This is a genomic window from Pseudomonas sp. B10 (assembly GCF_900156235.1).
In the GTDB taxonomy this organism is placed as follows: Bacteria; Pseudomonadota; Gammaproteobacteria; order Pseudomonadales; family Pseudomonadaceae; genus Aquipseudomonas; species Aquipseudomonas siliginis.
On sequence record NZ_LT707063.1, the window covers coordinates 2,630,812 to 2,656,154 of the forward strand.

Consider the following 25,343-nt stretch of genomic DNA (forward strand, 5'->3'; position numbering starts at 1 on the left):
AAAACAATAATTGGAGTTGCCCCCATGCCCCCTATCGTTCTGGTGCTTAACGGCCCGAACCTGAACCTGCTCGGCACCCGCGAGCCGGCGACTTATGGTCATGAAACCCTGGCGGATATTTCGGCGCTGTGTGGTCGCGCGGCTGACGAGTTCGGCCTGACCGTGGAATTTCGCCAGACCAATCATGAAGGCGAGCTGCTCGACTGGATTCACGCCGCGCGTGGTCGTTGTGCCGGGATCGTGATCAATCCGGCGGCGTGGACGCATACGTCCGTGGCAATTCGCGATGCACTGGTCGCCAGTGAATTGCCGGTGATCGAGGTGCACCTGTCCAATGTCCACGCCCGTGAGCCGTTTCGTCATCATTCGTTTGTTTCCGGCATCGCCACGGCCGTGATGTGCGGGTTCGGCAGCCATGGCTACCGCCTGGCGCTGGAGCATTTCGGTCAGCGGTTGCAGAGGTAAGAACCATGTCGCGTTCCAAGGTGATACTCGCCGGGCTGATCGGCGCCGGGATTCAGGCTTCACGTACACCGGCACTGCATGAGCACGAAGGTGATGCGCAGGGCCTGTGTTATCTGTACCAACTCATCGACCTCGATCAATTGCACCTCGACAGCACGGCCCTGCCCGACCTGCTGCAAGCGGCGGAGCGGATGAATTACACCGGACTGAACATCACTTTCCCGTGCAAACAGGCGGTCATCCCGCTGCTCGACGAATTGTCCCCGGAAGCGCGCGGTATCGGCGCGGTCAACACCGTGGTGCTGAAGGATGGCAGGCGTGTCGGCCACAACACCGATTGCCTCGGTTTCGCCGAGGGTTTTCGCCGGGGTCTGACAGACGCTGCCCGAGAACGTGTAGTCCAGATGGGCGCAGGCGGGGCTGGCGCGGCGGTGGCCCACGCGCTGCTCAGCGAAGGCGTACGGCAATTGACGATTTTTGATGTCGACCGCGAGCGTGCCCAGAGCCTGGCAAACAATCTGAATCAACATTTTGGCGCCAGTCGCGCGCAGGCCGGAGCGGATTTGCCCAGGGCGCTGGCGCAGACCGATGGTCTGGTCAACACCACGCCGATGGGCATGGCCAAGCTGCCGGGTTCACCGGTGCCGGCCGGGTTGCTGCGCAGGGAAATGTGGGTCGCGGAGATCGTGTATTTCCCGCTGGAAACCGAACTGCTGCGCGATGCCCGCGCCTTGGGTTGCCGCACCCTGGATGGCGGCAACATGGCGGTGTTTCAAGCGGTGAAGGCGTTTGAATTGTTCAGCGGCGTGGTGGCGGATGCGCAGCGCATGCTTGAGCATTTTCAGAGCATGAATGGCTGAATTTCAAAGTGGCCCCTGTGGGAGCGAGCCTGCTCGCGAAGGCGCTGGATCAGTCAACGAACAGGGCGACTGACACATTGCTTTCGCGAGCAGGCTCACTCCCACAGGGAGATCGAGTCAGGTCTTCAGGTAGCGCAACACCGATTCGCAGATCATCTCGCGGTGGCGCTGCTTGATGGTTTCGTCCGGCAGGTCGATCTGGAAGATTTCTCCCAGCGTGTGGCGGTTCGACACGCGATAGAAGCAAAACGAACTGATCAGCAGGTGCACGTCCAGCGCATCGATGCCACGCCGGAACAGACCTTCGTCCGCGCCCCGTTGCAGAATCCCGCCCAAGGTGTCGAGGATCGTGTTGTTCAGCGCCTTGATCGCATCGGAACGCTTTACGTATTCGGCGTTGTGGATGTTTTCGATGCTGACGATGCGCACGAAATCGACGTTGTGATCGTGGTGGTCGAAGGTGAATTCCACCAACCGACGGATCGCCAGCTCAGGCGGCAGTTCGTCCAGGTGCAGGCGGTTTTCCGTGCTGCGGATATCGCTGTAAAGCTTCTCCAGCACCTCGACGTACAACTGCTCCTTGCTGCCGAAGTAGTAATAAATCATGCGCTTGGAGGTGTGGATGCGCTCGGCGATCGCGTCGACGCGAGCGCCGGACAAGCCCTGCTGGACGAACTCGACGATCGCCTCCTGCAGAATGTTCTCGCGGGTCTTTTCCGGATTGTTCTTGCGACTCTTGCGCGGCACTGCGTCGGGCTCGACAGCAGCGGCGGAAAGTTCTGAATTCATGGTCATCGCGGGCTCACGGCCATCACTGCACAAGCGGCGATTATGGGCCGCGCGGGACAGTGAAGGAAGCCGCGCAGCCGGTGTTTAATCCCGCGTTTACGAATTCCCTACAACTTCGCCTGACGCACCGCACCGCTGCGGGATTTGGCCATCGCCGCCAGCCGCACCGCAACGTTGGCCGCGCCGTAGCCGGCATAGCCATTCTTGCGCTGGATGATCTCGAAGAAGAACCGCCCCTCGAACGGCTCGGTGTAGACATGAAACAACTCGCCGCCCTGGGCATCACGGTCGTAGAGCACGTTGTAATAGGCCAGTTCGCTGAGGAATTCATCGTCGAAATCGAAACGCGCGGCGAGGTCGTCGTAATAGTTCAGCGGGATGTCCAGCAGCGGCACACCGGCCTCCTTGGCGCGACTGACCTGGGCGAAAATGTCGTCACAATCGAAGGCGATGTGGTGCACACCGGAGCCGCGATAACTCGACAGCGCATGCGAAATGGCGGTGTTGCGGTTCTCGGAGATGTTCAGCGGCAGCCGGATCGAGCTGTCGCGACTGCGCAGTGCGCGGCTCTTCACCAGACCGTACGGATCGGGCAAGACCACTTCATCGTCGGCTTCGAAATCCAGCAGGCTTTTATAGAACAGCACCCAACTGTCGAGGCTGTCCGCCGGCAGCGCCATGGCCATGTGATCGATACGCTTGAGGCCTCCGCCGGTCTGCGCGTCCGGCAACAGATTGAAATCGGTGCCGTACACGTCGGCGTCCGCATCGACCAGATAAATCAGGCTGCCGTCCGGTGCGCGCACCGCCGCCAGCTCCAGTTCATTCGGCCCGACCAGGCCGCGATAGGGCTGCCCCTTGTAAGCGACCGCCCGGGCCAGCGCACTGGCGCTGTCCTTGACCCGCACCGCCGTGGCGCACAGCGACGGGCCGTGGGCTTCGAAAAAGCTGTGGGCGAACGAATACGGCTCGGAGTTGAGGATCAGGTTGATATCGCCCTGACGCAGCAGGCTGACACTCTTGGAGCGATGCTGCCCGGCCTTGGCAAAACCGAGGCGTTGCAGCCAGTGACTGAGCTTCGCGCCCAGCGCTTCGTCGACGGCAAACTCGAGAAATTCAACGCCGTTGTATTCGCTGGCCGGCGGCGTTTCGAAAAGGATTTCACGGTTGGCCACCGGCGGCGCTTCCTGCTCGAGACGCTGACGGGTCTTCTCTTCCAGATACAGCAGCGAGCGCAAACCGTCGGCGGCGTTGGCCCGTGGCGGCGCGGCGCGAAAGCCGTCGTTGAAGATTTCCAGCGACAACGGTCCGGTATAACCACTCTTGATGATCGGTGCGAGGAAACCCGGCAGATCGAATTCGCCCTGCCCCGGGAAACAGCGGAAATGCCGGCTCCACTCCAGCACGTCCATGGCCAGGATCGGCGCGTCGGCCATTTGCACGAAGAAGATCTTGTCGCCGGGAATGTCGGCGATTGCGCCGGGATCGCCCTTCAGCGACAGGGTGTGAAAGCTGTCGAGCAGCACGCCGAGGTTGGGGTGATCAGCCTGACGGACGATGTCCCAGACCTGTTGATAAGTATTGACGTGACGGCCCCACGCCAGCGCTTCGTAACCGATGCGCAAGCCACGGGCGCCGGCGCGTTCGGCCAGCAGGCGCAAATCATCGACGAGGATTTGCTGATCGCCGACACTGTCCGGCGAGGCGTTGCTGCAGACCAGCACCAGGTCGGTGCCAAGTTCCTGCATCAGATCGAACTTGCGCTCGGCACGCTCCAGGTTACGCGCCAGGCGATCGCGGCGGCAGCCTTCGAAGTCACGGAACGGCTGAAACAGGGTGATGGCGATCCCCAGATCGGCGCACATCTGTTTAATTTCCCGGGGACTGCCGTCGTAGTACAGGAGGTCGTTTTCGAAAATCTCCACGCCGTCGAACCCGGCGGCGGCAATGGCTTCGAGTTTTTCCGGCAGGGTGCCGCTCAAGGAAACGGTGGCAATGGAACGCTGCATGTTTCAACTCCCGTTTGGAGACGGCGGCTGCGTGAGCCGCGCCGCTTTTATAGGATGAACAAATTATTGGCTGCATCCCTGCGCGCAGCAATTTAAAGTGTACTACCCGGTTAGTTTTGCGTGCGATTATCGAACACTAAGGCGATTTGGCGAATTGACGATTTTTTGTTCACTGCCCAACATCGGTTGCACATCGAGTCCGGCCACTAACCGCCGGGCAAGGTGTTCGACAGAAAAGAACACCAAATAACAAATCCAAAAACGGGTGGAACACATGATTCCTTCACAGACTTCCCGCATGGCTCCGGCCATGAGCACTGCCACGGGTGGCATAGGCGACAAGATCCGCGGCGCCATGGCTGTCGGCAAGACCCGCTGGGGCATGCTGGCGCTGGTGTTTTTCGCCACCACCCTCAACTACATCGACCGCGCCGCTCTCGGCGTCATGCAGCCGATCCTCGCCAAGGAAATGAGCTGGACGGCGATGGATTACGCCAACATCAACTTCTGGTTTCAGGTCGGCTACGCGATCGGGTTTGTCCTGCAGGGACGCCTGATCGACCGGGTCGGCGTCAAGCGCGTGTTCTTCTGCGCCGTACTGCTCTGGAGCCTGGCCACCGGCGCCCATGGCCTGGCGACCTCGGCGGTCGGCTTCATGGTCTGCCGCTTCATCCTCGGCCTGACGGAAGCGGCCAACTACCCGGCCTGTGTGAAAACCACGCGCCTGTGGTTCCCGGCCGGTGAACGCGCTGTCGCTACCGGCATTTTCAACGCCGGCACCAACGTCGGCGCGATGTTCACGCCGATGCTCCTGCCACTGGTCCTGCATGTGTGGGGCTGGCAAGCGGCGTTCCTGTGCATGGCGGCACTGGGTGGCATCTGGCTGTTGTTCTGGGGCTTGAAGTATTTCAATCCAGAAGACCATCCGACGGTGAAACAGTCGGAACTCGATTACATCCAGCAGCAAGTCGAACCGGAACAGGCCCGCGTGCCGTTCAGCAAGATCCTGCGCATGCGCGGCACCTGGGCCTTCGCCCTTGCCTACTCGCTGACCGCGCCGGTGTTCTGGTTCTATCTGTACTGGCTGCCGCCGTTTCTCAATCAGCAATACAACCTCGGCATCAACGTGACGCAGATGGGTATTCCACTGATCATCATTTATGTCACGGCTGACTTCGGCAGTGTCGGCGGCGGGATTCTGTCCTCGTTCCTGATCGGTCGCGGGATGAACTCGATCAAGGCGCGGCTGCTGTCGATGTTGCTGTTTGCCTGCTGCATCATCGGCGTGGTGATGGCCGCCGGCTCGGCGAATCTGTGGGTGGCGGTGGCGGCGATCTCGCTGGCGATCGGCGCGCATCAGGCCTGGACTGCGAACATCTGGAGCCTGGTGATGGACTACACGCCCAAGCACATGATGAGCACGGTGTTCGGCTTCGGCGGCATGTGCGCAGCGATCGGCGGGATGTTCATGACCCAGATCGTCGGCCACATTCTCACCGTCACCAACAACAACTACACGGTGCTGTTCACGCTGATCCCGGCGATGTACTTCCTCGCACTGACGTGGATGTACTTCATGGCACCGCGCAAGATTCCGACGATTACCGAATAACCTGCCTGCATACATCCCATTGTGGGAGCGAGCCTGCTCGCGAAGGCGTCACGTCAGCCGCTGAATATGGCGACTGACACACCGCTTTCGCGAGCAGGCTCGCTCCCACAAGTTGAACCGGGATCCGCTCTTCAGCGCCGGCTCTGCTGCCACGCTGCCGCCAATCCGCTGCAACAGATCACCGCGATACCGATCACCGTCAACCCGCTCGGGGTGTGATTGAACAGCAGCCAGCCCAACAACCCGGCAAAGACGATCTGGCAATAGCCGAACGGCGCCAGCAATGCCGGCGCGGCGTGACGGAAGGCCTGGGTCAGAAACAAGTGCGCAGTCATCCCGCAACTGCCCAGCGCCAGCATCAGCGCGGCGTGAGTCCACGTCGGCACCTGCCAGAAGAACGGCACCAGCGCGCTCATCACCAGGGTATTGCACAGCCCGGCAAAGAAGTTGCTGGTGGTCGGGCTGTCCACTTCGGCGAGCTTGCGCGTCAGCAGTTGGTAGAAGCAGAAGAACAGTGCCGAGCAGAACGGCAGCAGGATCGCCGGGGTAAACAGTTCGCCGCCCGGGTGGACGATGATCAGCACGCCGATGAAGCCGCAGATCACCGCGATCCACTGCCCGCGCGTCACGCGTTCCTTGAGCAGCGGCACCGACAATGCGGTGACCAATACCGGTGCGAGAAAGTTGACCGCCGTGGCTTCGGCCAGCGGGATGTACAGCAGCGCCGTGGTGAAAAACAGGCTGGTGCCGAGCAGGCACAGGGCACGGGCGAGCTGCCATAACGGCTTCTTGGTGCGCAGAACACGCAAGCCGGACTGCGGCAGGAAAATCCCCGCCATCAACAAGGTGTGCACCACATAGCGCGCCCACACCACCATCACGATCGGATAAAAACCGGAGAGGTATTTCGACAACGCGTCGTGGCTGGAAAACAGGAACGTCGCCACGACAATCAGCAGAATCCCCTTGAAGGGCTGGTTGACACCGGAGAGCGGGGTGCTGACGGTCATTGGCAATCTCTGAAAAAAAATCCGGGCGAGCGTTCGCGCTGGCGGCAATCGTTGTGGCAATCATAGTCGGCTGAGCTTTCAGCAACCGCACAGGTTGCACTCTTCTTCGCCGGGAAACCGCCGCCAGGCAAAACCTTGAGGCAAGAATCCCGCCACTTCGGCGCCCGGCCAGTGTGCAACATCACAGACTGCCGTCGAAACAGCGGGTTCATGAATTCGACGGAAGAAATTCCACTCGGGATTGAATTCACGGCCCGCTCGACCGTCAATACCAGGCCCGCACCATGTGGGCGCGTGTGCATGGACGGACGACCGGACTGGCGCCACACTCACACAGCGGCAACACTCATCACCAGCAGATTCATCACCGGCAATAAAAGAGGATTCCCACATGCTATGGAAAAAAGGCCGACGCAGTGACAACGTCGTCGACGCCCGGGGTGATGATGCCGGCGGTGGCGGCGGCATGCGCTTCGGTGGCGGCAAGGGCCTGAGCCTGACGGCCATCGTGCTGATTGTCGGCATCGGCTGGCTCACCGGCCAGGACCCGATGCAGATCCTCGGCCAGTTGACCGGGCAGATGGAGCAGCCGGCGCCCTCCTCGCAAACCCGCCAGGCGCCACCGGCCAATGATGAACAGGCCGAATTCGTCCGCTCGATTCTCGGCGACACCGAAGACACTTGGGGTCCGATCTTCCAGCAGGCCGGTCGCCAATACAAAGACCCGACACTGGTGCTGTTCAGCAATCGGGTGAACTCCGCGTGCGGCATGGCCACTTCTGCGACCGGCCCGTTCTATTGCCCGGCAGACCAGAAGGTCTATCTGGACATGGCGTTCTTTCAGGAAATGTCGCAGCGCTTCAAAGCCGCCGGCGATTTCGCTCAGGCTTATGTGATTGCGCACGAAGTCGGCCACCATGTGCAGACGCTGCTGGGCGTCTCGGCGAAGATGCAGACGGCGCGTCAGCAAGGCCGGCAAATGGAAGGCGACGGCGGCTTGCTGGTTCGTCAGGAATTGCAGGCCGACTGTCTCGCTGGCGTCTGGGCGTATAACGCGCAGAAACGCCTGAACTGGCTGGAGCCCGGCGACATCGAAGAAGCCTTGAATGCCGCCAACGCCATCGGCGATGATCGCTTGCAGCAACAGGGTCAGGGCCGCGTGGTGCCGGACTCGTTCACCCACGGTACGTCAGCGCAAAGAGTGCGCTGGTTCAAAACCGGATTCGCGCAAGGCCAGGTAAGCCAGTGCGACACCTTCGCGGCGAAAACCCTGTAAATGCATAAATGGCTTGTGGCGTTACTGTTGATCGCCGGCACCGCGCAAGCGGCCGGCGTCGATGCGATCAGCCCCGGTCGCCTGCAACTCAAGGCCGGGGAAATGGCGGTGGGCATCGGCCCGGCACCGGAGAAGATCGAGCGGGTGCTGATCGTCATTCACGGTCGCCTGCGCAACGCCGAGACCTACCGCAAAAGCGCGGAAAGCGCCGCCGAACTCGCCGGGCAGACCGCGCACACGCTGGTGATCGCTCCGCAGTTTCTCAATGAAAGCGACGTCACCCTGTATTCCTTGCCGCCGACGGTGCTGCGCTGGCAGGGCAACGAGTGGATGGGCGGCGGCTTGTCCACCGGGCCGAATCCGCTGAGCTCCTACGCGGCGCTGGACGAAATCGTCGCGCGGCTCAGCGATCGCAAACAGTTTCCGGACGTGAAGCAGATCGTGATCTTCGGCCACTCCGGCGGTGGTCAGGTGGTGCAGCGTTACGCCCTGCTGGCCAAGGATCAGCCGGCGCTCAAGGCCAACGGCATTCGCTTGCGCTATGTGGTGGCCAATCCTTCGTCCTATGCATATTTCAACGAGCAGCGGCCAGTGGCGTTCGATCACGCGCAATGCCCTGGCTTCAATCGCTGGAAGTACGGCCTGGCGGACATGCCGGTGTATGCCGGCGGGCAAACGCCGTTGCAGGTCGAGAGCGCTTACGTCAAACGCGAGGTGATTTATCTGCTCGGGCAGCAGGACGTCGACCCGGAACATCCGGCGCTGGACAAGAGCTGCGCGGCCGAGGCGCAAGGGGCTTACCGGTTGATGCGCGGGAAGCTGTATTTCGGTTACTTGCTGCGTCGCCATCCTGAGGGGGTCAATCAGCGGCTGGTGGAGGTGCCCGGGGTCGGGCATGACGGGGATGGCATGCTGACGTCGGCGGAGGGGCAGAAGGCGTTGTTTGATCAGTAGGGTTTGTGCTGATTGTGCCGAAGCTATCGCGAGCAGGCTCACTCCTACAGGGGAACGCATTCCAAATTGTAGGAGTGAGCCTGCTCGCGATGAGGGCATCAATAACAGCAAATCTCTTAAGCCTGAAGCATCCGCCGCAACTCGACACAATCCTTCGCATGCCAATCGGTCAACTCCGGCCACGGGTTATCCGGCAGGTTCACCAACACCGTCCGCGCCCCCGCTGCTCGGCCGCAATCGAGATCAAAGCGGTAATCGCCGACCATCACCATGTCACTGGCCGGCACTTGCCAGGCCTCGGCCAGTTTCAGCAAACCGCCCGGATGCGGCTTCGGCGGTGCTTCGTCGCGACCCAGCACATCCTCGACCGCAAAGCAGTCGGCCAGGCCGATCGCCTCCAGCGTGACATGTGCCAGCTCCCGCGCATTGCGCGTGAGAATGCCGAGGCGATAACCGCGCGCATGCAGGTCGCGCACCAGCTCCACCGCGCCGGTGGCCGGGGTCGAGCCCAACGCCAGATCGCGTTCATGCTCAAGCAACCAGGCATGTTTGGCCGCTGCTTCATCCGCTGGCAATGCAGCTAGATGGGTGAGGATGTCGTCCTCTGGCGGAATCGCCAGCGCCACACGAATCGCCGCGAAATCATGCACGGCGACGGTCAGCGTGCCGTCCATATCGAACACCCAATGACGAACCGCGGTCAGGCTCATACCCAGTCCTTGCGATGGCGGATCAGGCCTTCCTGAGTCACCGAAGCGACCAGTTGCCCGGCGCGATTGAACACGCTGCCACGGGAAAAACCACGGGAGTTGCCGGCCCACGGGCTGTCCATCGCGTAGAGCAACCAGTCATCGGCGCGCAGATCGTTGTGGAACCAGAGCGCGTGATCAAGGCTGGCGACCTGCATGTCCTTCTGCCAGACCGACTTGCCGTGGGGCAGCATCGACGTGGTCAGCAGGCCGAAGTCCGAGGCATACGCCAGCAGGTATTTGTGCAGCGCCGGGATGTCGGCCAAGGCGCCGTCGGCGCGGAACCACACGTACTTCAGCGGATCGGCCGGTTGCGGGTTGTACGGGTCTTTTTCGGTAACCGGGCGTACTTCGATCGGTTTCGGACACAGCAGTTTTTCACGCATGTGCTCGGGAATCAGGTGCGCTCGCTGCTGGATCAGTTCCAGCTCCGAGGGCAGGTTTTCCGGGCCGACCACCGCCGGCATCTGGCCCTGATGCTCGAAGCCTTTTTCGTCGTACTGGAACGAAGCGCTGCACGTGAAGATCGGGTGGCCCTTCTGGATCGCCGTCACGCGGCGAGTGCTGAAGCTGCCGCCATCACGGACGCGATCAACCGAATAGACCACCGGCAACTTGGCATCGCCCGGGCGCAGGAAATAACCGTGCAGCGAGTGCACATGGCGCGCCTCTTCCACCGTCTGACTGGCGGCCGACAGCGACTGGCCGAGCACCTGACCGCCGAACAACTGGCGGAACCCCAGATCCTGACTACGACCACGGAACAGGTTTTCTTCGATCGGTTCCAGGGTCAGCAGATCGACCAGATCTTCCAGCACTTGGCTCATTCAGACTCTCCTCACACAAAGCAATGGCCGCGCAGTCTTGGCTGCGGCGGACGATTCAGGTTCTGGCACGGGCCAAATACGATGGCGGCCATTGTAAACGTCCGTGTCGGCTTATTCATGCAAGGTTTGCAGCCATTGTTCGCGGCTGATGCGATACAGAACATGGCGGCGCAACGGGTGATCGAGCGCAAGCTTGGGGTGATCGAAATCATCCTGCGGATCGTGATGCATGCCGATCGCCTGCATGACCTTCTCCGACTGCGCGTTCTGCCCGGCGGTAAACGAGACGATTTCCTCCAGTTTCAATTGGTCGAAACCCGCGCGCAGTGCCGTCCACGCCGCTTCGCTGGCGTAACCCAGGCCCCAGTGTTCCTTGGCCAGACGCCAGCCGATCTCCACCGCCGGGGTAAACGGCGCATCGAAGCCGACCACGCCCAACCCGGTGAAACCGATGAACTCGCCCGTGTCCTTGCGCTCCAGCGCCCACAGGCCAAAGCCATGCTCGGCAAAATGCCCGCGCACGCGACCGATCAGCGCGGCACTTTCGAGCCGGGTCAACGGCGCTGGAAAGTAGCGCATCACCTGTGGATCGGCGCACATCGCGGCGAATGCCGGCAAATCCTCGTCCTGCCACTGACGCATCAACAAACGCGCGCTTTGCAGCTCCAGTATCGGCTCCATCGTCCCCTCCATTTCCATGCCGTTGAGTCTACATCGCTGGTAGGATCGTTCATTCTTTCCCTGGTTCTGCGCGAAACAAGCCATGCCCTTGCCGTTGATCTATCACGAAGACTACAGCCCCGAGTTTCCCGCGGATCACCGCTTTCCCATGGACAAGTTCCGGCTGCTGCGCGATCACCTGGTCGACAGCGGCCTGACCCGCGACGCCGACCTGCTGCGCCCGCAGATCTGCCCCAACGACATCCTCGCCCTCGCCCATGACCGCAGCTATATCGAACGCTACATGAGCGGCGAGTTGTCCCGCGAAGACCAACGGCGCCTCGGCCTGCCGTGGAATGAAGCGCTGGCGCGGCGCACCGTACGCGCGGTGGGCGGTTCGATCCTCGCGGCAGAGCAAGCCCTTGAGCATGGTCTGGCCTGTCATCTGGCCGGCGGCACCCATCACGCTCACTACGATTACCCCGCCGGGTTCTGCATCTTCAATGACCTGGCGATCATCAGCCAGTACCTGTTGCAGAGCGGCCGGGTCAATCGCGTGCTGATCTTCGATTGCGACGTGCATCAAGGCGACGGCACCGCGCGGATTCTCCACGACACGCCGGAGGCGATTACCGTTTCCCTGCACTGCGAAAAGAATTTTCCCGCACGCAAGGCAGAAAGTGACTGGGATATTCCGCTGCCCAAAGGCATGGGTGACGCCGATTATCTGCAGGTCGTCGATGACACGCTCAACTACCTGTTGCCGCTGTATCAACCGGATCTGGTGCTCTACGACGCTGGCGTTGATGTGCACAAGGACGATGCCCTTGGTTATCTGCAATTGACCGACTCCGGCGTGGCCGAGCGCGATGAACGGGTCATGCGCCATTGTCTGGGCCGCGACATCCCGGTGGTCGGGGTAATCGGCGGCGGCTACAGCAAGGACCGCCACGCCCTCGCCCGCCGCCACGGCATCCTCCATCACAGCGCGCAACGGGTCTGGGATTCACACGGCTGTCATTGAAACATGCTGCGTTACCCACAATCGCTGTGGAACTGCCTGTGGATAACCTGAGCGAAAGGGACTGCAGGCCAGGCTGGGCATGGCGCCCAGCGCACTGTTTATTTTTTAACCAGCCTCGAAATACACCGCAGCCCCGGTGGGAGCGAGCCTGCTCGCGAAAGCTTTAGCACCCACAACATCTAATTGAATGACAGACCGCGTTCGCGAGCAGGCTCGCTCCCACATGGTGTCTCCCACAGGGTTCAGCGCTGTTAGAATGCGCGCCTTGTTCCGCCATACCGCAGCGCACGCCCATGACCCAGAACTCCGCTCCCGCCAACACCCACGTCGCCATCATTGGCGGTGGCCCCGCCGGCCTGATCGCCGCCGAGGTGCTGAGCCAGGCCGGAGTCCGCGTCGACGTGTACGACGGCATGCCCTCGGTCGGGCGCAAGTTCCTGCTGGCCGGGGTCGGCGGCATGAACATCACCCATTCCGAAGCCTACCCGGCGTTCCTCTCCCGTTACGCCGAACGCGCACCGCAGATCGCCCCGCTGCTGCGCGCATTCGATGCCGATGCGCTGTGCCAGTGGATTAATGAACTGGGCATCGAAACCTTCATCGGCAGCTCCGGCCGCGTGTTCCCCACCGACATGAAAGCCGCCCCACTGTTGCGCGCCTGGCTCAAGCGCCTGCGCGACAGCGGCGTAGTTATCCACACCCGCCATCGCTGGCTCGGCTGGGACGCAAGCGGTGCACTGCGCATCGCCAGCCCGGAAGGCGAAATCAGCGTAAACCCCGACGCCACCCTGCTCGCCCTCGGCGGCGGCAGTTGGTCGCGCCTGGGCTCGGATGGCGCGTGGATGTTGCCGCTGGAGCAGCGCGGCGTGGATCTGGCGCCGTTGCAGCCAAGCAATTGCGGCTTCGAGGTGCAAGCTTGGAGCGAGCTGATGGTGAGCAAATTCGCCGGCGCGCCGCTGAAAAACATCGCCATCGGGTTAAACGACGATATCCCGCGTCTGGGCGAATGCGTCATCACCGCGACCGGGATCGAGGGCAGCCTGATCTATGCGCTGTCGGCGCCGATTCGTGAGGAAATCAACTGCTATGGCGCAGCGGTTATCCACATTGATCTGCTGCCAGGTCGCCCTGTGGATAAATTACAGGCAGCCCTGAGCAAACCACGCGGCTCGCGCTCGATGGCCAAGCATCTGCACAGTCAGGTGGGGATTGATGGGGTTAAAGCAGCGTTGTTGCGCGAGCTGACCGACGCCGAAACCTTCGCCGATCCGGCGCTCCTGGCGCGAGCGATCAAAGCGTTGCCGCTGACACTGGTGAAAACCCGTCCGCTGGATGAAGCGATCAGCAGTGCTGGTGGCGTGAGATTCGAGGCGATGGATGAGCGCTTGATGCTCAAGGCGCTGCCGGGGGTGTTTTGCGCCGGCGAGATGCTCGACTGGGAAGCGCCGACGGGAGGATATTTGCTGACTGGGTGTTTTGCCAGTGGGCGGGCGGCAGGGTTGGGAATCGTCCAGTGGTTCAAAAGCAGCAGCAAGTTCTGAGCTGCAAGCTGCAAGCCGAAGCAAAGCGCTTCTAACTTGCAGCTTGCAGCTGAACGCTCGAAGCTGCTTTCAGGGTTTGCGCTTACGCGGCCCAGTATTGAACACCGGCACTTTGCGCACCGGCTTGATCGATGGCTCCGGTGCCGAGGTCTCGCCGCTGTCGACCCACTTGCCCAGATTGCGTTTTCCACCGCCACCGCCCGACGCTTTCGGCTTCTTCGGTTTTTTCGGCTTCTTGATCACCTGACCGCTGGCATCGGTGTCAGGCACGCGGTGCTCGGGTTCGAAATCCGGTTCGTTCTGGCGCTTCAGGTTCTGCCGAGTCAGCATTTCGATGGCCGAAAGCATGTTCACTTCATCGGCACACACCAGCGAAATCGCCTCACCGGTGGCACCTGCGCGGCCAGTCCGGCCGATGCGGTGAATGTAATCCTCGGCGACGATCGGCAGATCGAAGTTGACCACCAGCGGCAGATCTTCGATGTCCAGACCACGGGCGGCGACGTCGGTCGCCACCAGAATCTGCACTTCGCTGAGCTTGAAACGGTCCAGCGCGCGCTGGCGCGTAGCCTGCGGTTTGTCGCCATGGATGCCGTCAGCATTCACACCGAGGCCCTGAAGTTTTTCCACCAGCGCATCGACGCCGTTGCGGGTCTTGGCGAACACCAGCACCTGCTTCCACTTGTTCTTGCGCATCAGGTGCACGAACAGTTCAGCCTTGCGCTTCTTGTCCACGGTGACGATCCACTGCTTGACCGTGTTGGCGGCGACGTTGCGCGGGCTGACTTCGACACTCAGCGGATCATTGAGCATCTGCCCGGCGAGCAGGCGGATGTCATCGGAGAAGGTCGCGGAGAACAGCAGGGTCTGGCGCTTTTTCGGCAGCATGCGGTAAATGTTCGCCAGTTCTTCAGAGAAGCCCAAGTCGAGCATACGGTCGGCTTCATCCAGCACCAGCGTTTGCAGCTGATTGAGCTTCAGCGCGTTCTGGCGGAACAGGTCGATCAAGCGACCGGGCGTGGCGACCAGCACATCGACGCCGCCGCGCAGCTTCATCATCTGCGGGTTGATGCTGACACCGCCGTACACCGCATATGTGCGCAGCGGCAGGTTCTCGGCGTATTGGCGCACGGCTTCGTGGACCTGCTCGGCCAGTTCGCGGGTCGGCACCAGAATCAGCGCACGCGCCGAGTTGGCGGTGACTTTCGGCCCTTCCATGGCCAGCAACTGCAACAGCGGCAAGGCGAAACCGGCAGTTTTACCGGTGCCGGTCTGGGCCGCTGCCATCAGGTCGCGACCGGCCAGCACCGCCGGAATGGCTTGCGCCTGCACCGGCGTCGGGGTCTGGTAGCCGAGCGTCTCGAGGGAGCGCAGCAAGGGTTCGATCAGGCCAAGGGAGGCGAAAGTCATGGGAGTACCGTAGGAAAAAATGACGCGGGGATGCAATGCCGCGCAGTTTACCCTAATTCGTACGCGCTTCCGTCGGAACGGCTTTCGCCTCTTCCAAGGGTGGCTGCGCAGGTCGACGCCACTGCGGCAGGCTGATCAGCAGCACCGCGCTGATGATCACCAGCATCGCCAGCGCTTCTTCGATGCCGATGGTCTCGCCGACAAACACCACGCCGAGCAACACCGCCACCGCCGGGTTGACGTAGGCATAACTGGTCGCCGCCGCTGGGCGCACGTGTTTGAGCAGATACATGTAGGAATTGAAGGCGATGATTGAGCCAAAGAAGATCAGATAGGCCAGCGCCAGCCACCCTTCGAGCGGCGGCATGGCTTGCAGATGCTCGCCACTCAGCGCACTGCCGATCAGCAAGACCACGCCGCCGACGAGCATTTCCACCGCACTGGCCATCGCCCCCGCCGGCAATGGCAGGTATTTGCTCCACACCGAACCGAACGCCCAGCTCGCCGCCGCGAAGATCAGCAACATCGCGCCGAGCGGGCTCGATTGCAGGTTGGACCCCATGTTGAGCATGGCGATGCCAATAATCCCCAACGCCACACCGGCCCACTCCAGCCGCGTATTGCGCGCGCCCCAGAAGTAGCCGAACAACAAGGTGAACAGTGGCACCGTCGCCACCGCCAGCGCGGCAACGCCGGAAGCCACACCAGTGTGCTCGGCCACGCTGACCGCGCCATTACCAAAACTGAGCAGCAGAATGCCGATCAGCCCCGCTGCTTTCCACTGCGCCCAGGTCGGCGCCGGCGCCCCGCGCCAGCGCAGCCAGGCGTACATCAAGCTGCCGGCAATGACAAAGCGCACCCCGGCCAGCAACAGCGGCGGCCAGTATTCGACGCCGATGCGAATCACCAGATAGGTCGATCCCCAAATCACGTACAACGCAAAAAACGCAGCAATCAACGGCAGGGAAAAACGGCGCAAGGCAGGCATGGGCAGCTCGACAGTCAGATTTCTGTGGACCGGTCATTCTAGAAAGGCCGCCGCGCAAAAATAAGTTACAAAACCTGTTTTTCGCGCCGGTACACTTTTGCATGAAAGCAACTGAGACCGCCAAGGTCCTTGTGGGAGCGAGCCTGCTCGCGAAAGCGGTGTATCAGTCACAGTTGCGTTGAATGACACACCGCATGGATCGTCCCCACGCTCCGCGTGGGAATGCCTCAACGGACGCTCTGCGTTCGGCTTTGAAAGGGACGCGGAGCGTCCCGGGCTTCATTCCCACGCAGAGCGTGGGAATGATCAGTCGGAGTACCCGGGATCAGCGATAACGCTGCAAATGCTCGCCGACTTTTGCGGCAGGGACTTTCTGCAATTTGCACAGCAGGTCGTGATTCAACTCGCGCACCCCGTGCTTGCCCCGCAACTCTTGCGCCAAATGCGCCATCAGATTGGCCGCCATCTCGGCATCGGCCATGGCCCGGTGAGCCTGGCCGGTATGCGGCAACCGCGCGAAAGTGGTGAGGGTGCCGAGCTTGTGATTCGGCGCCGCCGGCATCAGGCGCCGCGCCAGCAGCAGTGAACAGGCGAAATTCTGCAGGCGTGTGCGCTTGATCCGCCCCAGTTCGAAATCCCAGAACTTCTGGTCGAACGAGGCGTTGTGTGCGAGCAATGGCGTGCAGCCGACGAATTCGTTGACCTCTTCCATCACCCGCTCGGCCGGCGGCGCGGTGCGCAGCATGGCGTTGCTGATGCCGGTCAGCTGCTCGATGAACGCGGGGACGCGTACCCCAGCGTTCATCAGGCTCTGGTAACGCTCGACGATGCGGCCGTTTTCCAGCATCACCACGGCAATTTCCGTGGCGCGGCAGCTGCTGTTCGGCGACAGGCCGGTGGTTTCAAAGTCGATGACTGCAATGCGTTCCAAACCGGGGTGTACTCCGTTCAAATCTATTGTTCAGCTCAGCTCTTGAGCAACAGCGCGCCTTCGATCGGCACGTAGCGGCTGGCTGCGCGGATCAGCGAGTTGGCGGTCAGGCCGGGAACGCCGTAGGCCACCGCTTGCACGCCGTGCTTGTTGATGATGCGTTCGAGCAGCATGTCGAAATCGCCGTCACCGGAGGCCAGCACCACTTCGTCGACGTGGTCGGCGGCGTCCATGATGTCCAAGGTAATGCCCACGTCCCAGTCGCCCTTGGCCGAGCCGTCGCTGCGCTGGATGTAGGGCTTGAGCTTCACGGTGAAACCGAGGTTGCGCAGGATCTGCTGAAACTGCTGCTGCTTGCTGTCGCCACGGTCGATCGCGTAGGCGTAGGCCTCGACGATCTGCCCGTTCTTGCTGATGTCCGCCCACAATGCGGCGTAGTTGAAGTGGCAACCATAGGCCTGACGCACGGTGTAGTAGAGGTTCTGCACATCGGCGAACACTGCGATTTTTTTCACCGGAGTTCCTGTGGGCGCGCAAGCGCACGAAGCGGGGTCAGGCGATCAGGCCCGAAAAAGGCGCTCAGTATGCCAGCCAAGAGAAAGATTCAGCGAATAATCACCGGCTGGCGCCGAGGTGTCCCTGACAAACGGTGTTGTGGTGAGGGGATTTAGCGAAACGTCGCACCGCCCCGCTGGGCTGCGCAGCAGTCCTCGCTTTAACCAGGAAAAGCGGGGCTGCTGCGCAGCCAACGGGGATAAATCCCCTCGCCACAGGGTGCATGTCAGCCTTCAGAGGCTATGTCAGACAAAGGAGTCGTCGTCATCGAAGAACGACGAATTGTCGCTGCTGTAATCGGCGTCGCTGAAACCGCCCTGGTCATTGCCCGAGAAGCCGTTGTCCGCCACGCGCTGATCATCGCCCCAGCCGTTGTTGCTTTGATCGGCGACCTGCGCCGGTTCTTCCTTGATGACCTCGACGATTTCTTCCGGTTGCTGATTGTGGTGGAACAGGCTGCTGATGCCCTGCGCCAGCATCACACCACCCGCCACGCCAGCGGCGGTTTTCAGCGCACCGCCGAGAAAGCTGTTGCCCGCCGCCGGGGCTGCCTGCTGCGCATAGTTGGGCGGCGCAGCGGCGAAGTTCTGTTGCGGTGCCGGAGCCTGGTAGCTCTGCTGCGGCGCCGGTTCACGCCAGCCGCCGGTGGACGACGGCGCTGCGCTCTGGCTCGGCGCCGGACGCGAACTGCCGCCGCCAAAAATGCTCGACAGGAAGCCACCGCCGCCGCTCGCCGCTGGCGCGCCGCTCTGGGCCTTGGCCGATTGCAGTTCGGCCTGCAGGCGCTGGACCTGCTGGGTCAGTTGCTTGTTCTGCTCGTCGAGGCTTTTCAGCGCGGCCTCTTGCACCAGAATCGCCTGGGTCATGAAATAACCTGCCGCCGGTTGGCGCGTCAGGTGTTCCTTGATCCGCGCCTCGGCCTGGGCGTCGCGGGGGGCTGCCTCCGTCTCGGCCTGTTGCAGCCGGGAAAACAGTCCATCGATCAGGGTTTGCTCTTCGCTGTTCATGGCGACCTCGTAGATTGCCGGTAATAACGTGCCCGCGCCCACTCTGGGCGGGGTGCTCTCCTGTAATGGAGACAGTGACAAAACGTTTCAATGACCTTTACCGAATGTTTACGTTTGTGTCGGCCCGCGTTGCATCGGTTAAAGTGAGCCACTGTTTTCGACCTGCGATACCGACTGATGAATGCCCTCGAAGTACTGCGCGACTCTTTGTATTTTTTCAAACGCCATCTGGGCAGCATCGTGCAGTTGTGCCTGCCGCTGGTGATTGTCGAAGCTTTCTTGCAGCAGGCGGTCGATCACGCCACCGGGCCGGACACCTTTGCCGGGGTCAGCATCATCGTCGGCCTGCTGGTGTATCCGCTGTACACCGCCGCGCTGATCCTGTTTCTCGATGCACGCAGCCGTGGCGAGTCGCCGCGCAACCGCGACCTGCTGGCGATGGCCGCCACCCTGTGGCCACGCTTCGCCGTGCTGACCGCGCTCAATACCTTGCTGATTCTGCTGGGCCTGTCGCTGTACTTCCTGCCGGGCCTGATGCTGATGGTCATGCTCGCCTTCGCTGAATATCTGCTGGTGCTGCGCGGCCTCGGGCCGTTGCAGGCAATGAAGGAAAGTCTGCGCCTGACGCGCGGGCACTTCTGGCGCATCCTGCTGTGCATTCTCTGCGTGATGACTCCGTTGTGGTTGCTCAAGGGCGCGACGCTGGCGGTGTACCCCGAACCGCAGAATCCGCTGATTGCCGGGCTGATCGACAGCGCTCACAGCTTTCTGCAACTGTTCACCAGTGTGGTGCTGTTCCGCCTGTTCATGCTGATCAGCGAATTGCCTGACAAACGTAACGGAGCGGTCTGACCGCGCCGTGCTTGGGCTTCGCGGCTGCCGTCAGGTATGCTCGGGGCCACTTTCTGTAACGCTATAAGCCGAGCCATGACCCGTCTGCTGCGCTACACCCTGCTCCTCGTCATCCTTGCCGTCGTCCTGTTCGGCGTACTGCTGTTCAGCCTGACCTGGCGCCCCGATGCCCGCGAAACCCTGCCGGTCCGTTGCAGCGCCACGGCGCCGTCGCTGGTGCCCGGGCAAGCACTGAAAGTCATGACCTGGAACGTGCAGTTCCTCGCCGGCAAGCGCTACGTATTCTGGAATGACCTGGCTCAGGGCGACGACGAAGCGCCGACCGCCGAAGACATGGCCTTCAGCCTCGACGAAGTGGCGCGGGTGATCCGCGACGAACAACCCGATGTGGTGTTGTTGCAGGAGCTCGACGACGGCGCCAAGGCCAGCGATTACCAGAACCAGCTCAAACTGTTGCAGGAACGTGTCGCCGATCTGTACCCGTGCAGCACCAGCGCCTTCGACTGGAAAGCCGATTTCGTCCCCGAGCCCCATATCTACGGCAGCGTCGGCCGCCAGTTGGCGACGTTGAGTCGCTATCGCATCGAACACGCCGAACGCCTGCAACTGCCCGTGGCCCCGAGCAACTTCATCAGCCGCCAGTTCCAGCCCAAAGACGCTTTGCTCGCAGTCAAACTGCCGCTCAGCGATGGCGGACAACTGACCGTGTTCAACACCCACTTGCAGCGCGCCAGCCAGGCGGACGGCAACGTGCAGGCGCAAGTGGCTGCCGTGGCCAAAGTGCTCGACAAGTATGAAAGCCAGGGCCTGCCCTGGCTGATCGGTGGCGATTTCAATCTGCTGCCGCTTGGCCAATATCGACGGCTGCCCGTCGAGCGACGCACGCCCTACTCTGCCGACAGCGAACTGCATCTGCTGTGGGACAAGTACCCGATGATCCCGACCAACAACGAGGCCGGCGGTATCGATCGGGCCAAATGGCTGACCCATTACCCCAACGACCCCGGCCTCAACGGCCCGGATCGCACGGTGGATTATCTGTTCTACAGCCCGAAGCTCAAACGCCTGCAAGCACAGGTGCGGCAGGACGATACCTTGCGCATCTCCGACCACTTGCCGGTGATTGCGCGATTCCTGCTTCCTGCCGCGCCATAGACAATGACAGCCATCAACTTCGGCGCCGGACCACGCGCCGATGGCAATCCGCCGGGCCCAAGACCTTGCCCGCGCGGGAGCGTACCGTAATGGTCTCGACCGGCTCCGATTGTTCGTTGTCCAGCAACACCGAATAACTCTCACCCTTACTGAACAGGAAACGCTCGCCCCATTGGCGCATGCTGATGACAATGGGGAAAACCGAACGGCCCATCTCGGTCAACACGTATTCCTTGTAAGCGGTGCCATCGGAGGCTGGCTGCACCTCGAACACGCCCAGCTCGACCAATCTCTTGAGTTTCACCGTGAGGATGTTTTTCGCCAGCCCCAGACGTTTCTGGAATTCGCTGAAACGACGCACATCATCGAAAGCATCACGGATGATCATCAACACCCAACGATCACCGATGGCCTCGAGAGTGCGGGCCACGGGACATTCGCTTTGTGCCAGTAGCAACTGTCTGGCCATGAGTCTCCAATTTTGAAAAAGAGCGCGTTAGACAGGATCTAACGTCAGAAGAAAATATTTTGTAAAAACTAGTTGTAGATTAAAACCAGTTTTGATAAAAATCAACGCACCGGTTTTCTTTGGAAACCAGATTCCCAAGGATGGAATGATGACGTTGAACCCTCAAAAGCCTTCGAAAATGGACGTCGAAGCCGAAAAATCAGCCAGCAGCGGCAGCGTTCGAGCACCTCTGACACAGGCGGCCAATACCGGATTAAGTCGTTACCAGACATTTCTCTTCGCAATCACCTGCGCCATGGCCGTGGCTAACGTGTACTTTGCACAACCGCTGCTGGAGTCGATGGCTGCGAGCCTGTCGGTGTCGCCCGGCACTATCGGTGTGGTGGTCACCGCCACTCAGGCTGGTTACGCAATAGGCCTTTTGTTCATCGTCCCGCTGGGGGACCTGCTCAATCGCAAGGGACTGATCCTGACGCAGATGCTGCTGTCGGCCATTGCCTTGTGCGCGGTTGGGCTGGCACAGGATTGGGGCATGTTGCTCGGCGCGATGGTGCTGGTCGGGCTGATGGCGGTCGTCGTGCAAGTGGTGGTTGCCTACGCTGCGACGCTGGCCAGCCCGGAACAACGTGGCGAAGCCATTGGCACGGTGACCAGTGGCGTCGTGCTGGGCATTCTGCTTGCGCGCTTCGTATCGGGCGCGGTAGCCGATCTGGCTGGATGGCGCGGCGTTTACTTCGTATCGGCAGCCTTGATGATCGGCATGGCACTGGTGCTGTATCGCACCATGCCAGCATCGACCACACCACCGGCCAAGGGCAGTTACTTGCAGTTGCTGCGGTCGGTCCTGCAGTTGTATCTCACCGAACGGACGCTGCGCGTCAGGGGCACCTTCGCCCTGCTGATATTCGCCGCATTCAGCGTACTGTGGACCGCAATGGTATTGCCGTTGAGCGCACCTCCCCTGTCGCTGTCACACACTCAGATAGGCCTGTTCGGTCTGGCCGGGGTAGCCGGCGCGCTGGCTGCAGCACGGGCCGGAAGGCTGGCCGATCAAGGCCTGGGTAATCGCACGACAGGCATCGCGCTGGCGCTGTTGACCATGTCATGGCTGCCCACCGCGTTTGTTGAAAGCTCACTGCTGGCCATGGTCATCGGCGTGGTACTGCTGGACTTCGCTGTGCAAGCGGTGCATGTGACCAACCAAAGCCTGATCTTCGCCGCCCGGCCCGATGCGCAAAGCCGGCTGGTGGGCGCCTATATGTGCTTTTACTCCGTGGGCAGCGGTGTTGGCGCAATTACGGCGACCTACACGTATGTGCACTTGGGCTGGGTTGCAGTTTGCCTGTTAGGCGCAGCCTTCAGCGCAACAGCATTGTTGTACTGGTTATATCTGGAGCTAACTTCCGGCTAAGTTCCAGCCACCCCCTGAAACGTTCTTGCATAGCCCGAATATACGTGGTGAGAAACTGTGTGCCTGCCACACAAACTTTAATAATGACATGAGGCATGTATGGCACTGCACACATTAACGATCACATCGCATCAACTTGAGTTTGTGTTGCCGACTAATTCCCCATTCACCGATAAACGGCGTGGGTCGCTGGTGAGACGCGGTTGATTCATGCCACTCCCCGCGACAACAGTGACTTCGTCGCCCATGCCTGCGTTGCCCTGCATGACTCATCGGTAGATATCCGCGACTTGGTGCGAGTGCTGCGCGAGCAGTGGCTACTTGTGCTGGAGCGCAATCTATCGTCCGGGTTGCTCCTCAAGTTTGCGTCCTGATCCCTGTCTTTTTCGCTTCGAGACCGCTTGCATGAAATGTTTTCCCGGGTACGCCTGACGGCAAACCTGACATCCGTCGCATGACACCGCCCACCCTCATGAAGGCGACACAGCAATGAAACCACTGCACGTAGTATTGGCTGTCCTGATCACGGCAATCTGGGGTGTCAACTTCTCGGTCATCAAGCTGGGACTGGCCACAGTAGACCCTTTTATTCTGGCGGGCATCCGCTTCAGTCTTTGTGCGTTACCGGCGATCTTTTTCATCCGCAAACCGAATGTGCCGTGGCGCTACATCATCGGTTACGGACTGGTGTTCGGCATCGGCCTGTGGGGCATCGTGAACCTGGGCATCAAGGCCGGGCTATCGGCAGGCATCGCTTCGCTGGTGCTGCAATTCAGCGCGTTTTTCACGATTCTGCTGGGCGGCTGGGTGTTCAAGGAAGCGCTGACACGCTTTCAGGTGCTGGGCATGCTGATCGCACTCGGTGGATTGTTGTGCATCATCATGATCAGCGACGGTTCGGTCAGTCTGCCGGGTGTGCTGCTGGTGCTGGTGGCCGCAGCCTCATGGAGCGTCGCCAATATCATCAACAAAAAGGCCAGCACCAAAGAGGTCTTCGCGTTTCTGGTCTGGTCCAGCGCCTTCGCACCAATCCCGTTGTTCGCGCTCGACTACGCAGTGAACGGCAGCTCCGGCTACACCACGTTTGTCAATCAGGTCGATACGACCGCCGTGCTGTCGATCCTGTTTCAGGTTTACCCGAACACATTGTTCGCCTACTGGATATGGAACTCGCTGCTCAAAACCTATCCGGTTTCCACCGTCGCGCCACTGTCGCTGCTGGTGCCGATTTTCGGCATGCTCGGCTCGGTCTTGATCTTTCATGAGCAAGTGCCGGCGAGCAAGGTGATGGCGGTGGTACTGATTGTGCTCGGCCTGGCCGTCGGCCTCTATGGGCAGCGTATTTTCAATGCTATGTTTGCGCGTCCTGCGCGCACTTCAATATGAATCGACAGGGAGTAGGTATGAGTCTGGGAAGACGTGAATTCGTGAGGGTCTCGGTTGGCGCGACCCTGGTTGGAGGCAGCATGATTGCAGGTGTGACGAACGCACAGGCGGGTAACAAGCCTGTTCAGAATGACGTGATGACGGTGCTGGACCCCAACGATTGGGCATCCGTGCGAGCGCAGTTCAAGTTGTCGCCTGAATTCGTGCACATTTCCAACTTTTTTCTCGCTTCCAACCCCAAGCCGGTTCGCGATGCCATGGCGCGCCACCGGCAGGCATTCGACGAAAATCCGTACACCTACCTCGAAGACAACATGTTCGCCAGACCGCAGGACATGGTCTGGCGCAAGGTCTGCGCCGCGGCTGCCGACTATACCGGCGGACGCGCTGAGGACATCGCACTGACGACCAGCACCACGCAGGGTCTGTCGATGATCTACAACGGACTGAAACTGGCCCCCCACCAGGAAATCCTGACGACCAACCACGAGTGGTACACCCACGACGAAGCGATGCGTCTGGCTGTCCTCAAGTGGGGCGGCAGCATTCGCCGGATCGATCTGTATGAAGGACCAGACGATGTCAGTGTCGACGCCATCGTCGCGCGCATTGAAAAAGCCATCAAACCGGCAACCCGCATTCTTGCCATGACCTGGGTGCATTCGGGCACTGGCGTACGCTTGCCGGCGCGAGAAATCGGTGCACTGGTAGCGAGGATCAACCGTGATCGGTCCGAAGCGGACAGAATCATCTACGTGATCGACGGCGTGCACGGCTTCGGCTGTTCCGAGGCGCAGGTGGCGAGCCTGGGTTGCGACTTTTTCAGCGCCGGTACACACAAATGGATTCTCGGCCCGCACGGGACCGGTCTGGTCTGGGCTCGCGAAGGTCAGTGGGCGCACATCACACCGACCATTCCCACCATTATGGCCGCCGAACCCGCCAATGCCTGGCGCCAACAGCGCGATCCACAGGGCCAGACGCAGGCAGCCTGGGTCAGTCCCGGTGGCTTTCTCGCGTTCGAAAACCAGTGGGCCATGATCGAGGCGTTCAAGTTCATCGAGCAGATCGGCCGCAAGCGCATTGCCGACCGGGTCGCCGAACTCAATGGGCAGTTGAAGGAGGGACTGGCGAAGCTGCCCAACGTGTATTTGCACACGCCGCGGTCTGCAGAGTTCTCGGCCGGGTTTGTCTGCTGTGATGTCAAAGACCGCGACCCCAAAGAGATCGTCGCCAGGCTCAAAGAGCAGAAAATCATCGCCAGCGCCACGCCCTATCGGCATTCGACCGTGCGCTTTTCCGCCGGGATCATCAATACGCCCGAAGACATCGAAAAGACCCTCAAAGTGATGCGCACTCTGGTCTGACATCCGCCCGAACCGACGTCAGTTGCCTGCACCTGG

General features: G+C 61.1%; 25 protein-coding genes. 13 read left to right on the top strand and 12 right to left on the bottom strand.

Translation table 11 applies throughout. The features are described 5' to 3' along the window. Positions 1-24 precede the first annotated feature (24 nt). Together aroQ and BXA01_RS11815 are read left to right on the top strand one after the other, a co-directional pair. A complete protein-coding gene (aroQ, locus tag BXA01_RS11810) occupies positions 25-465 on the top strand; it encodes a type II 3-dehydroquinate dehydratase (protein ID WP_076564187.1) in 441 nt (146 codons plus the stop codon). Between the two features lie 5 nt (positions 466-470). Beyond that, positions 471-1,325: a shikimate dehydrogenase gene (locus BXA01_RS11815; RefSeq protein ID WP_076564188.1), complete on the top strand. Its 855-nt coding sequence runs from the start codon at positions 471-473 to the stop codon at positions 1,323-1,325. Positions 1,326-1,442: 117 nt separating this feature from the next. Here BXA01_RS11815 and BXA01_RS11820 read toward each other — a convergent pair whose 3' ends face one another. Then, positions 1,443-2,120 carry a TetR/AcrR family transcriptional regulator gene (locus BXA01_RS11820; protein WP_076564189.1) on the bottom strand — a complete coding sequence of 226 codons (678 nt, stop codon included), beginning with the start codon at positions 2,118-2,120 and terminating at the stop codon, positions 1,443-1,445. Positions 2,121-2,221: 101 nt separating this feature from the next. After that, positions 2,222-4,123 (bottom strand): 3-dehydroshikimate dehydratase QuiC, encoded by a 1,902-nt coding sequence (quiC, locus tag BXA01_RS11825; protein WP_076564190.1) that lies wholly within the window; start codon positions 4,121-4,123, stop codon positions 2,222-2,224. Between the two features lie 274 nt (positions 4,124-4,397). On the opposite strand from quiC, the gene BXA01_RS11830 reads away from it, so the two are divergent. After that, a complete protein-coding gene (locus BXA01_RS11830; RefSeq protein WP_056790566.1) occupies positions 4,398-5,735 on the top strand; it encodes an MFS transporter in 1,338 nt (445 codons plus the stop codon). A 131-nt stretch (positions 5,736-5,866) separates the two neighbouring features. On the opposite strand, the gene BXA01_RS11835 is transcribed toward BXA01_RS11830, so the two are convergent. Then, on the bottom strand, positions 5,867-6,745 hold the full coding sequence (locus BXA01_RS11835) for a DMT family transporter (protein WP_016773077.1): 879 nt from the start codon (positions 6,743-6,745) through the stop codon (positions 5,867-5,869). A 391-nt stretch (positions 6,746-7,136) separates the two neighbouring features. Here BXA01_RS11835 and ypfJ point away from each other — a divergent pair, with 391 nt between their 5' ends. Together ypfJ and BXA01_RS11845 are read left to right on the top strand one after the other, a co-directional pair. Beyond that, positions 7,137-8,021, top strand: coding sequence for a KPN_02809 family neutral zinc metallopeptidase (gene ypfJ, locus BXA01_RS11840; protein WP_076564191.1), 885 nt, complete (start codon positions 7,137-7,139; stop codon positions 8,019-8,021). Beyond that, positions 8,022-8,975 (top strand): alpha/beta fold hydrolase, encoded by a 954-nt coding sequence (locus BXA01_RS11845; RefSeq protein ID WP_076564192.1) that lies wholly within the window; start codon positions 8,022-8,024, stop codon positions 8,973-8,975. It begins immediately after the preceding gene. 116 nt (positions 8,976-9,091) lie between these two features. Here the strand turns inward: BXA01_RS11845 and BXA01_RS11850 are convergent, their stop codons facing one another. The 3 genes from BXA01_RS11850 to BXA01_RS11860 all read right to left on the bottom strand — a co-directional run bounded on the left by BXA01_RS11850 (position 9,092) and on the right by BXA01_RS11860 (position 11,232). Continuing rightward, a complete protein-coding gene (locus tag BXA01_RS11850) occupies positions 9,092-9,685 on the bottom strand; it encodes an HAD family hydrolase (RefSeq protein ID WP_076564193.1) in 594 nt (197 codons plus the stop codon). Further along, positions 9,682-10,551, bottom strand: a complete 870-nt coding sequence (gene tesB, locus BXA01_RS11855; protein ID WP_076564194.1) for an acyl-CoA thioesterase II — start codon at positions 10,549-10,551, stop codon at positions 9,682-9,684. The genes BXA01_RS11850 and tesB overlap by 4 nt, the downstream gene beginning before the upstream one ends. A gap of 111 nt (positions 10,552-10,662) precedes the next feature. Continuing rightward, entirely contained in the window at positions 10,663-11,232 is a 570-nt protein-coding gene (locus tag BXA01_RS11860) for a GNAT family N-acetyltransferase (protein ID WP_024014420.1), read from the bottom strand. Positions 11,233-11,314: 82 nt separating this feature from the next. On the opposite strand from BXA01_RS11860, the gene BXA01_RS11865 reads away from it, so the two are divergent. Together BXA01_RS11865 and BXA01_RS11870 are read left to right on the top strand one after the other, a co-directional pair. Then, complete coding sequence (locus BXA01_RS11865; protein ID WP_076564195.1) at positions 11,315-12,235, top strand: histone deacetylase family protein; 921 nt, start codon at positions 11,315-11,317, stop codon at positions 12,233-12,235. A gap of 293 nt (positions 12,236-12,528) precedes the next feature. Further along, positions 12,529-13,776 carry a TIGR03862 family flavoprotein gene (locus tag BXA01_RS11870; RefSeq protein ID WP_076564196.1) on the top strand — a complete coding sequence of 416 codons (1,248 nt, stop codon included), beginning with the start codon at positions 12,529-12,531 and terminating at the stop codon, positions 13,774-13,776. A 69-nt stretch (positions 13,777-13,845) separates the two neighbouring features. On the opposite strand, the gene BXA01_RS11875 is transcribed toward BXA01_RS11870, so the two are convergent. From BXA01_RS11875 to BXA01_RS11895, 5 genes are all read right to left on the bottom strand, one after another. Next, positions 13,846-15,186, bottom strand: coding sequence for a DEAD/DEAH box helicase (locus BXA01_RS11875; RefSeq protein ID WP_024014423.1), 1,341 nt, complete (start codon positions 15,184-15,186; stop codon positions 13,846-13,848). A gap of 52 nt (positions 15,187-15,238) precedes the next feature. Beyond that, positions 15,239-16,174 (bottom strand): drug/metabolite exporter YedA, encoded by a 936-nt coding sequence (yedA, locus tag BXA01_RS11880; RefSeq protein ID WP_076564197.1) that lies wholly within the window; start codon positions 16,172-16,174, stop codon positions 15,239-15,241. A 325-nt stretch (positions 16,175-16,499) separates the two neighbouring features. Continuing rightward, on the bottom strand, positions 16,500-17,105 hold the full coding sequence (locus BXA01_RS11885; protein WP_076564198.1) for a 3'-5' exonuclease: 606 nt from the start codon (positions 17,103-17,105) through the stop codon (positions 16,500-16,502). Between the two features lie 35 nt (positions 17,106-17,140). Then, positions 17,141-17,620, bottom strand: coding sequence for a LabA-like NYN domain-containing protein (locus BXA01_RS11890; protein WP_056790604.1), 480 nt, complete (start codon positions 17,618-17,620; stop codon positions 17,141-17,143). A gap of 285 nt (positions 17,621-17,905) precedes the next feature. After that, positions 17,906-18,667, bottom strand: a complete 762-nt coding sequence (locus BXA01_RS11895; RefSeq protein ID WP_076564199.1) for a DUF2076 domain-containing protein — start codon at positions 18,665-18,667, stop codon at positions 17,906-17,908. A gap of 177 nt (positions 18,668-18,844) precedes the next feature. Between BXA01_RS11895 and BXA01_RS11900 the strand changes: the two genes are divergently transcribed. Then, positions 18,845-19,519 (top strand): YciC family protein, encoded by a 675-nt coding sequence (locus BXA01_RS11900; protein ID WP_016773061.1) that lies wholly within the window; start codon positions 18,845-18,847, stop codon positions 19,517-19,519. Between the two features lie 75 nt (positions 19,520-19,594). Beyond that, positions 19,595-20,674, top strand: coding sequence for an endonuclease/exonuclease/phosphatase family protein (locus BXA01_RS11905; protein WP_076564200.1), 1,080 nt, complete (start codon positions 19,595-19,597; stop codon positions 20,672-20,674). Positions 20,675-20,687: 13 nt separating this feature from the next. Here BXA01_RS11905 and BXA01_RS11910 read toward each other — a convergent pair whose 3' ends face one another. Beyond that, the gene (locus tag BXA01_RS11910; protein WP_076564201.1) at positions 20,688-21,143 is read right to left on the bottom strand and encodes a winged helix-turn-helix transcriptional regulator; all 456 of its coding nucleotides are present in this window, start codon (positions 21,141-21,143) and stop codon (positions 20,688-20,690) included. A gap of 148 nt (positions 21,144-21,291) precedes the next feature. On the opposite strand from BXA01_RS11910, the gene BXA01_RS11915 reads away from it, so the two are divergent. The 4 genes from BXA01_RS11915 to BXA01_RS11930 all read left to right on the top strand — a co-directional run bounded on the left by BXA01_RS11915 (position 21,292) and on the right by BXA01_RS11930 (position 25,307). Then, positions 21,292-22,554, top strand: coding sequence for an MFS transporter (locus BXA01_RS11915; RefSeq protein WP_076564202.1), 1,263 nt, complete (start codon positions 21,292-21,294; stop codon positions 22,552-22,554). Between the two features lie 203 nt (positions 22,555-22,757). Continuing rightward, positions 22,758-22,928, top strand: a complete 171-nt coding sequence (locus tag BXA01_RS11920; protein WP_231991026.1) for a hypothetical protein — start codon at positions 22,758-22,760, stop codon at positions 22,926-22,928. Between the two features lie 115 nt (positions 22,929-23,043). Beyond that, positions 23,044-23,940 (top strand): EamA family transporter, encoded by an 897-nt coding sequence (locus BXA01_RS11925; RefSeq protein ID WP_076564203.1) that lies wholly within the window; start codon positions 23,044-23,046, stop codon positions 23,938-23,940. 92 nt (positions 23,941-24,032) lie between these two features. Continuing rightward, positions 24,033-25,307 (top strand): aminotransferase class V-fold PLP-dependent enzyme, encoded by a 1,275-nt coding sequence (locus tag BXA01_RS11930; protein WP_231991027.1) that lies wholly within the window; start codon positions 24,033-24,035, stop codon positions 25,305-25,307. Positions 25,308-25,343 lie beyond the last annotated feature (36 nt).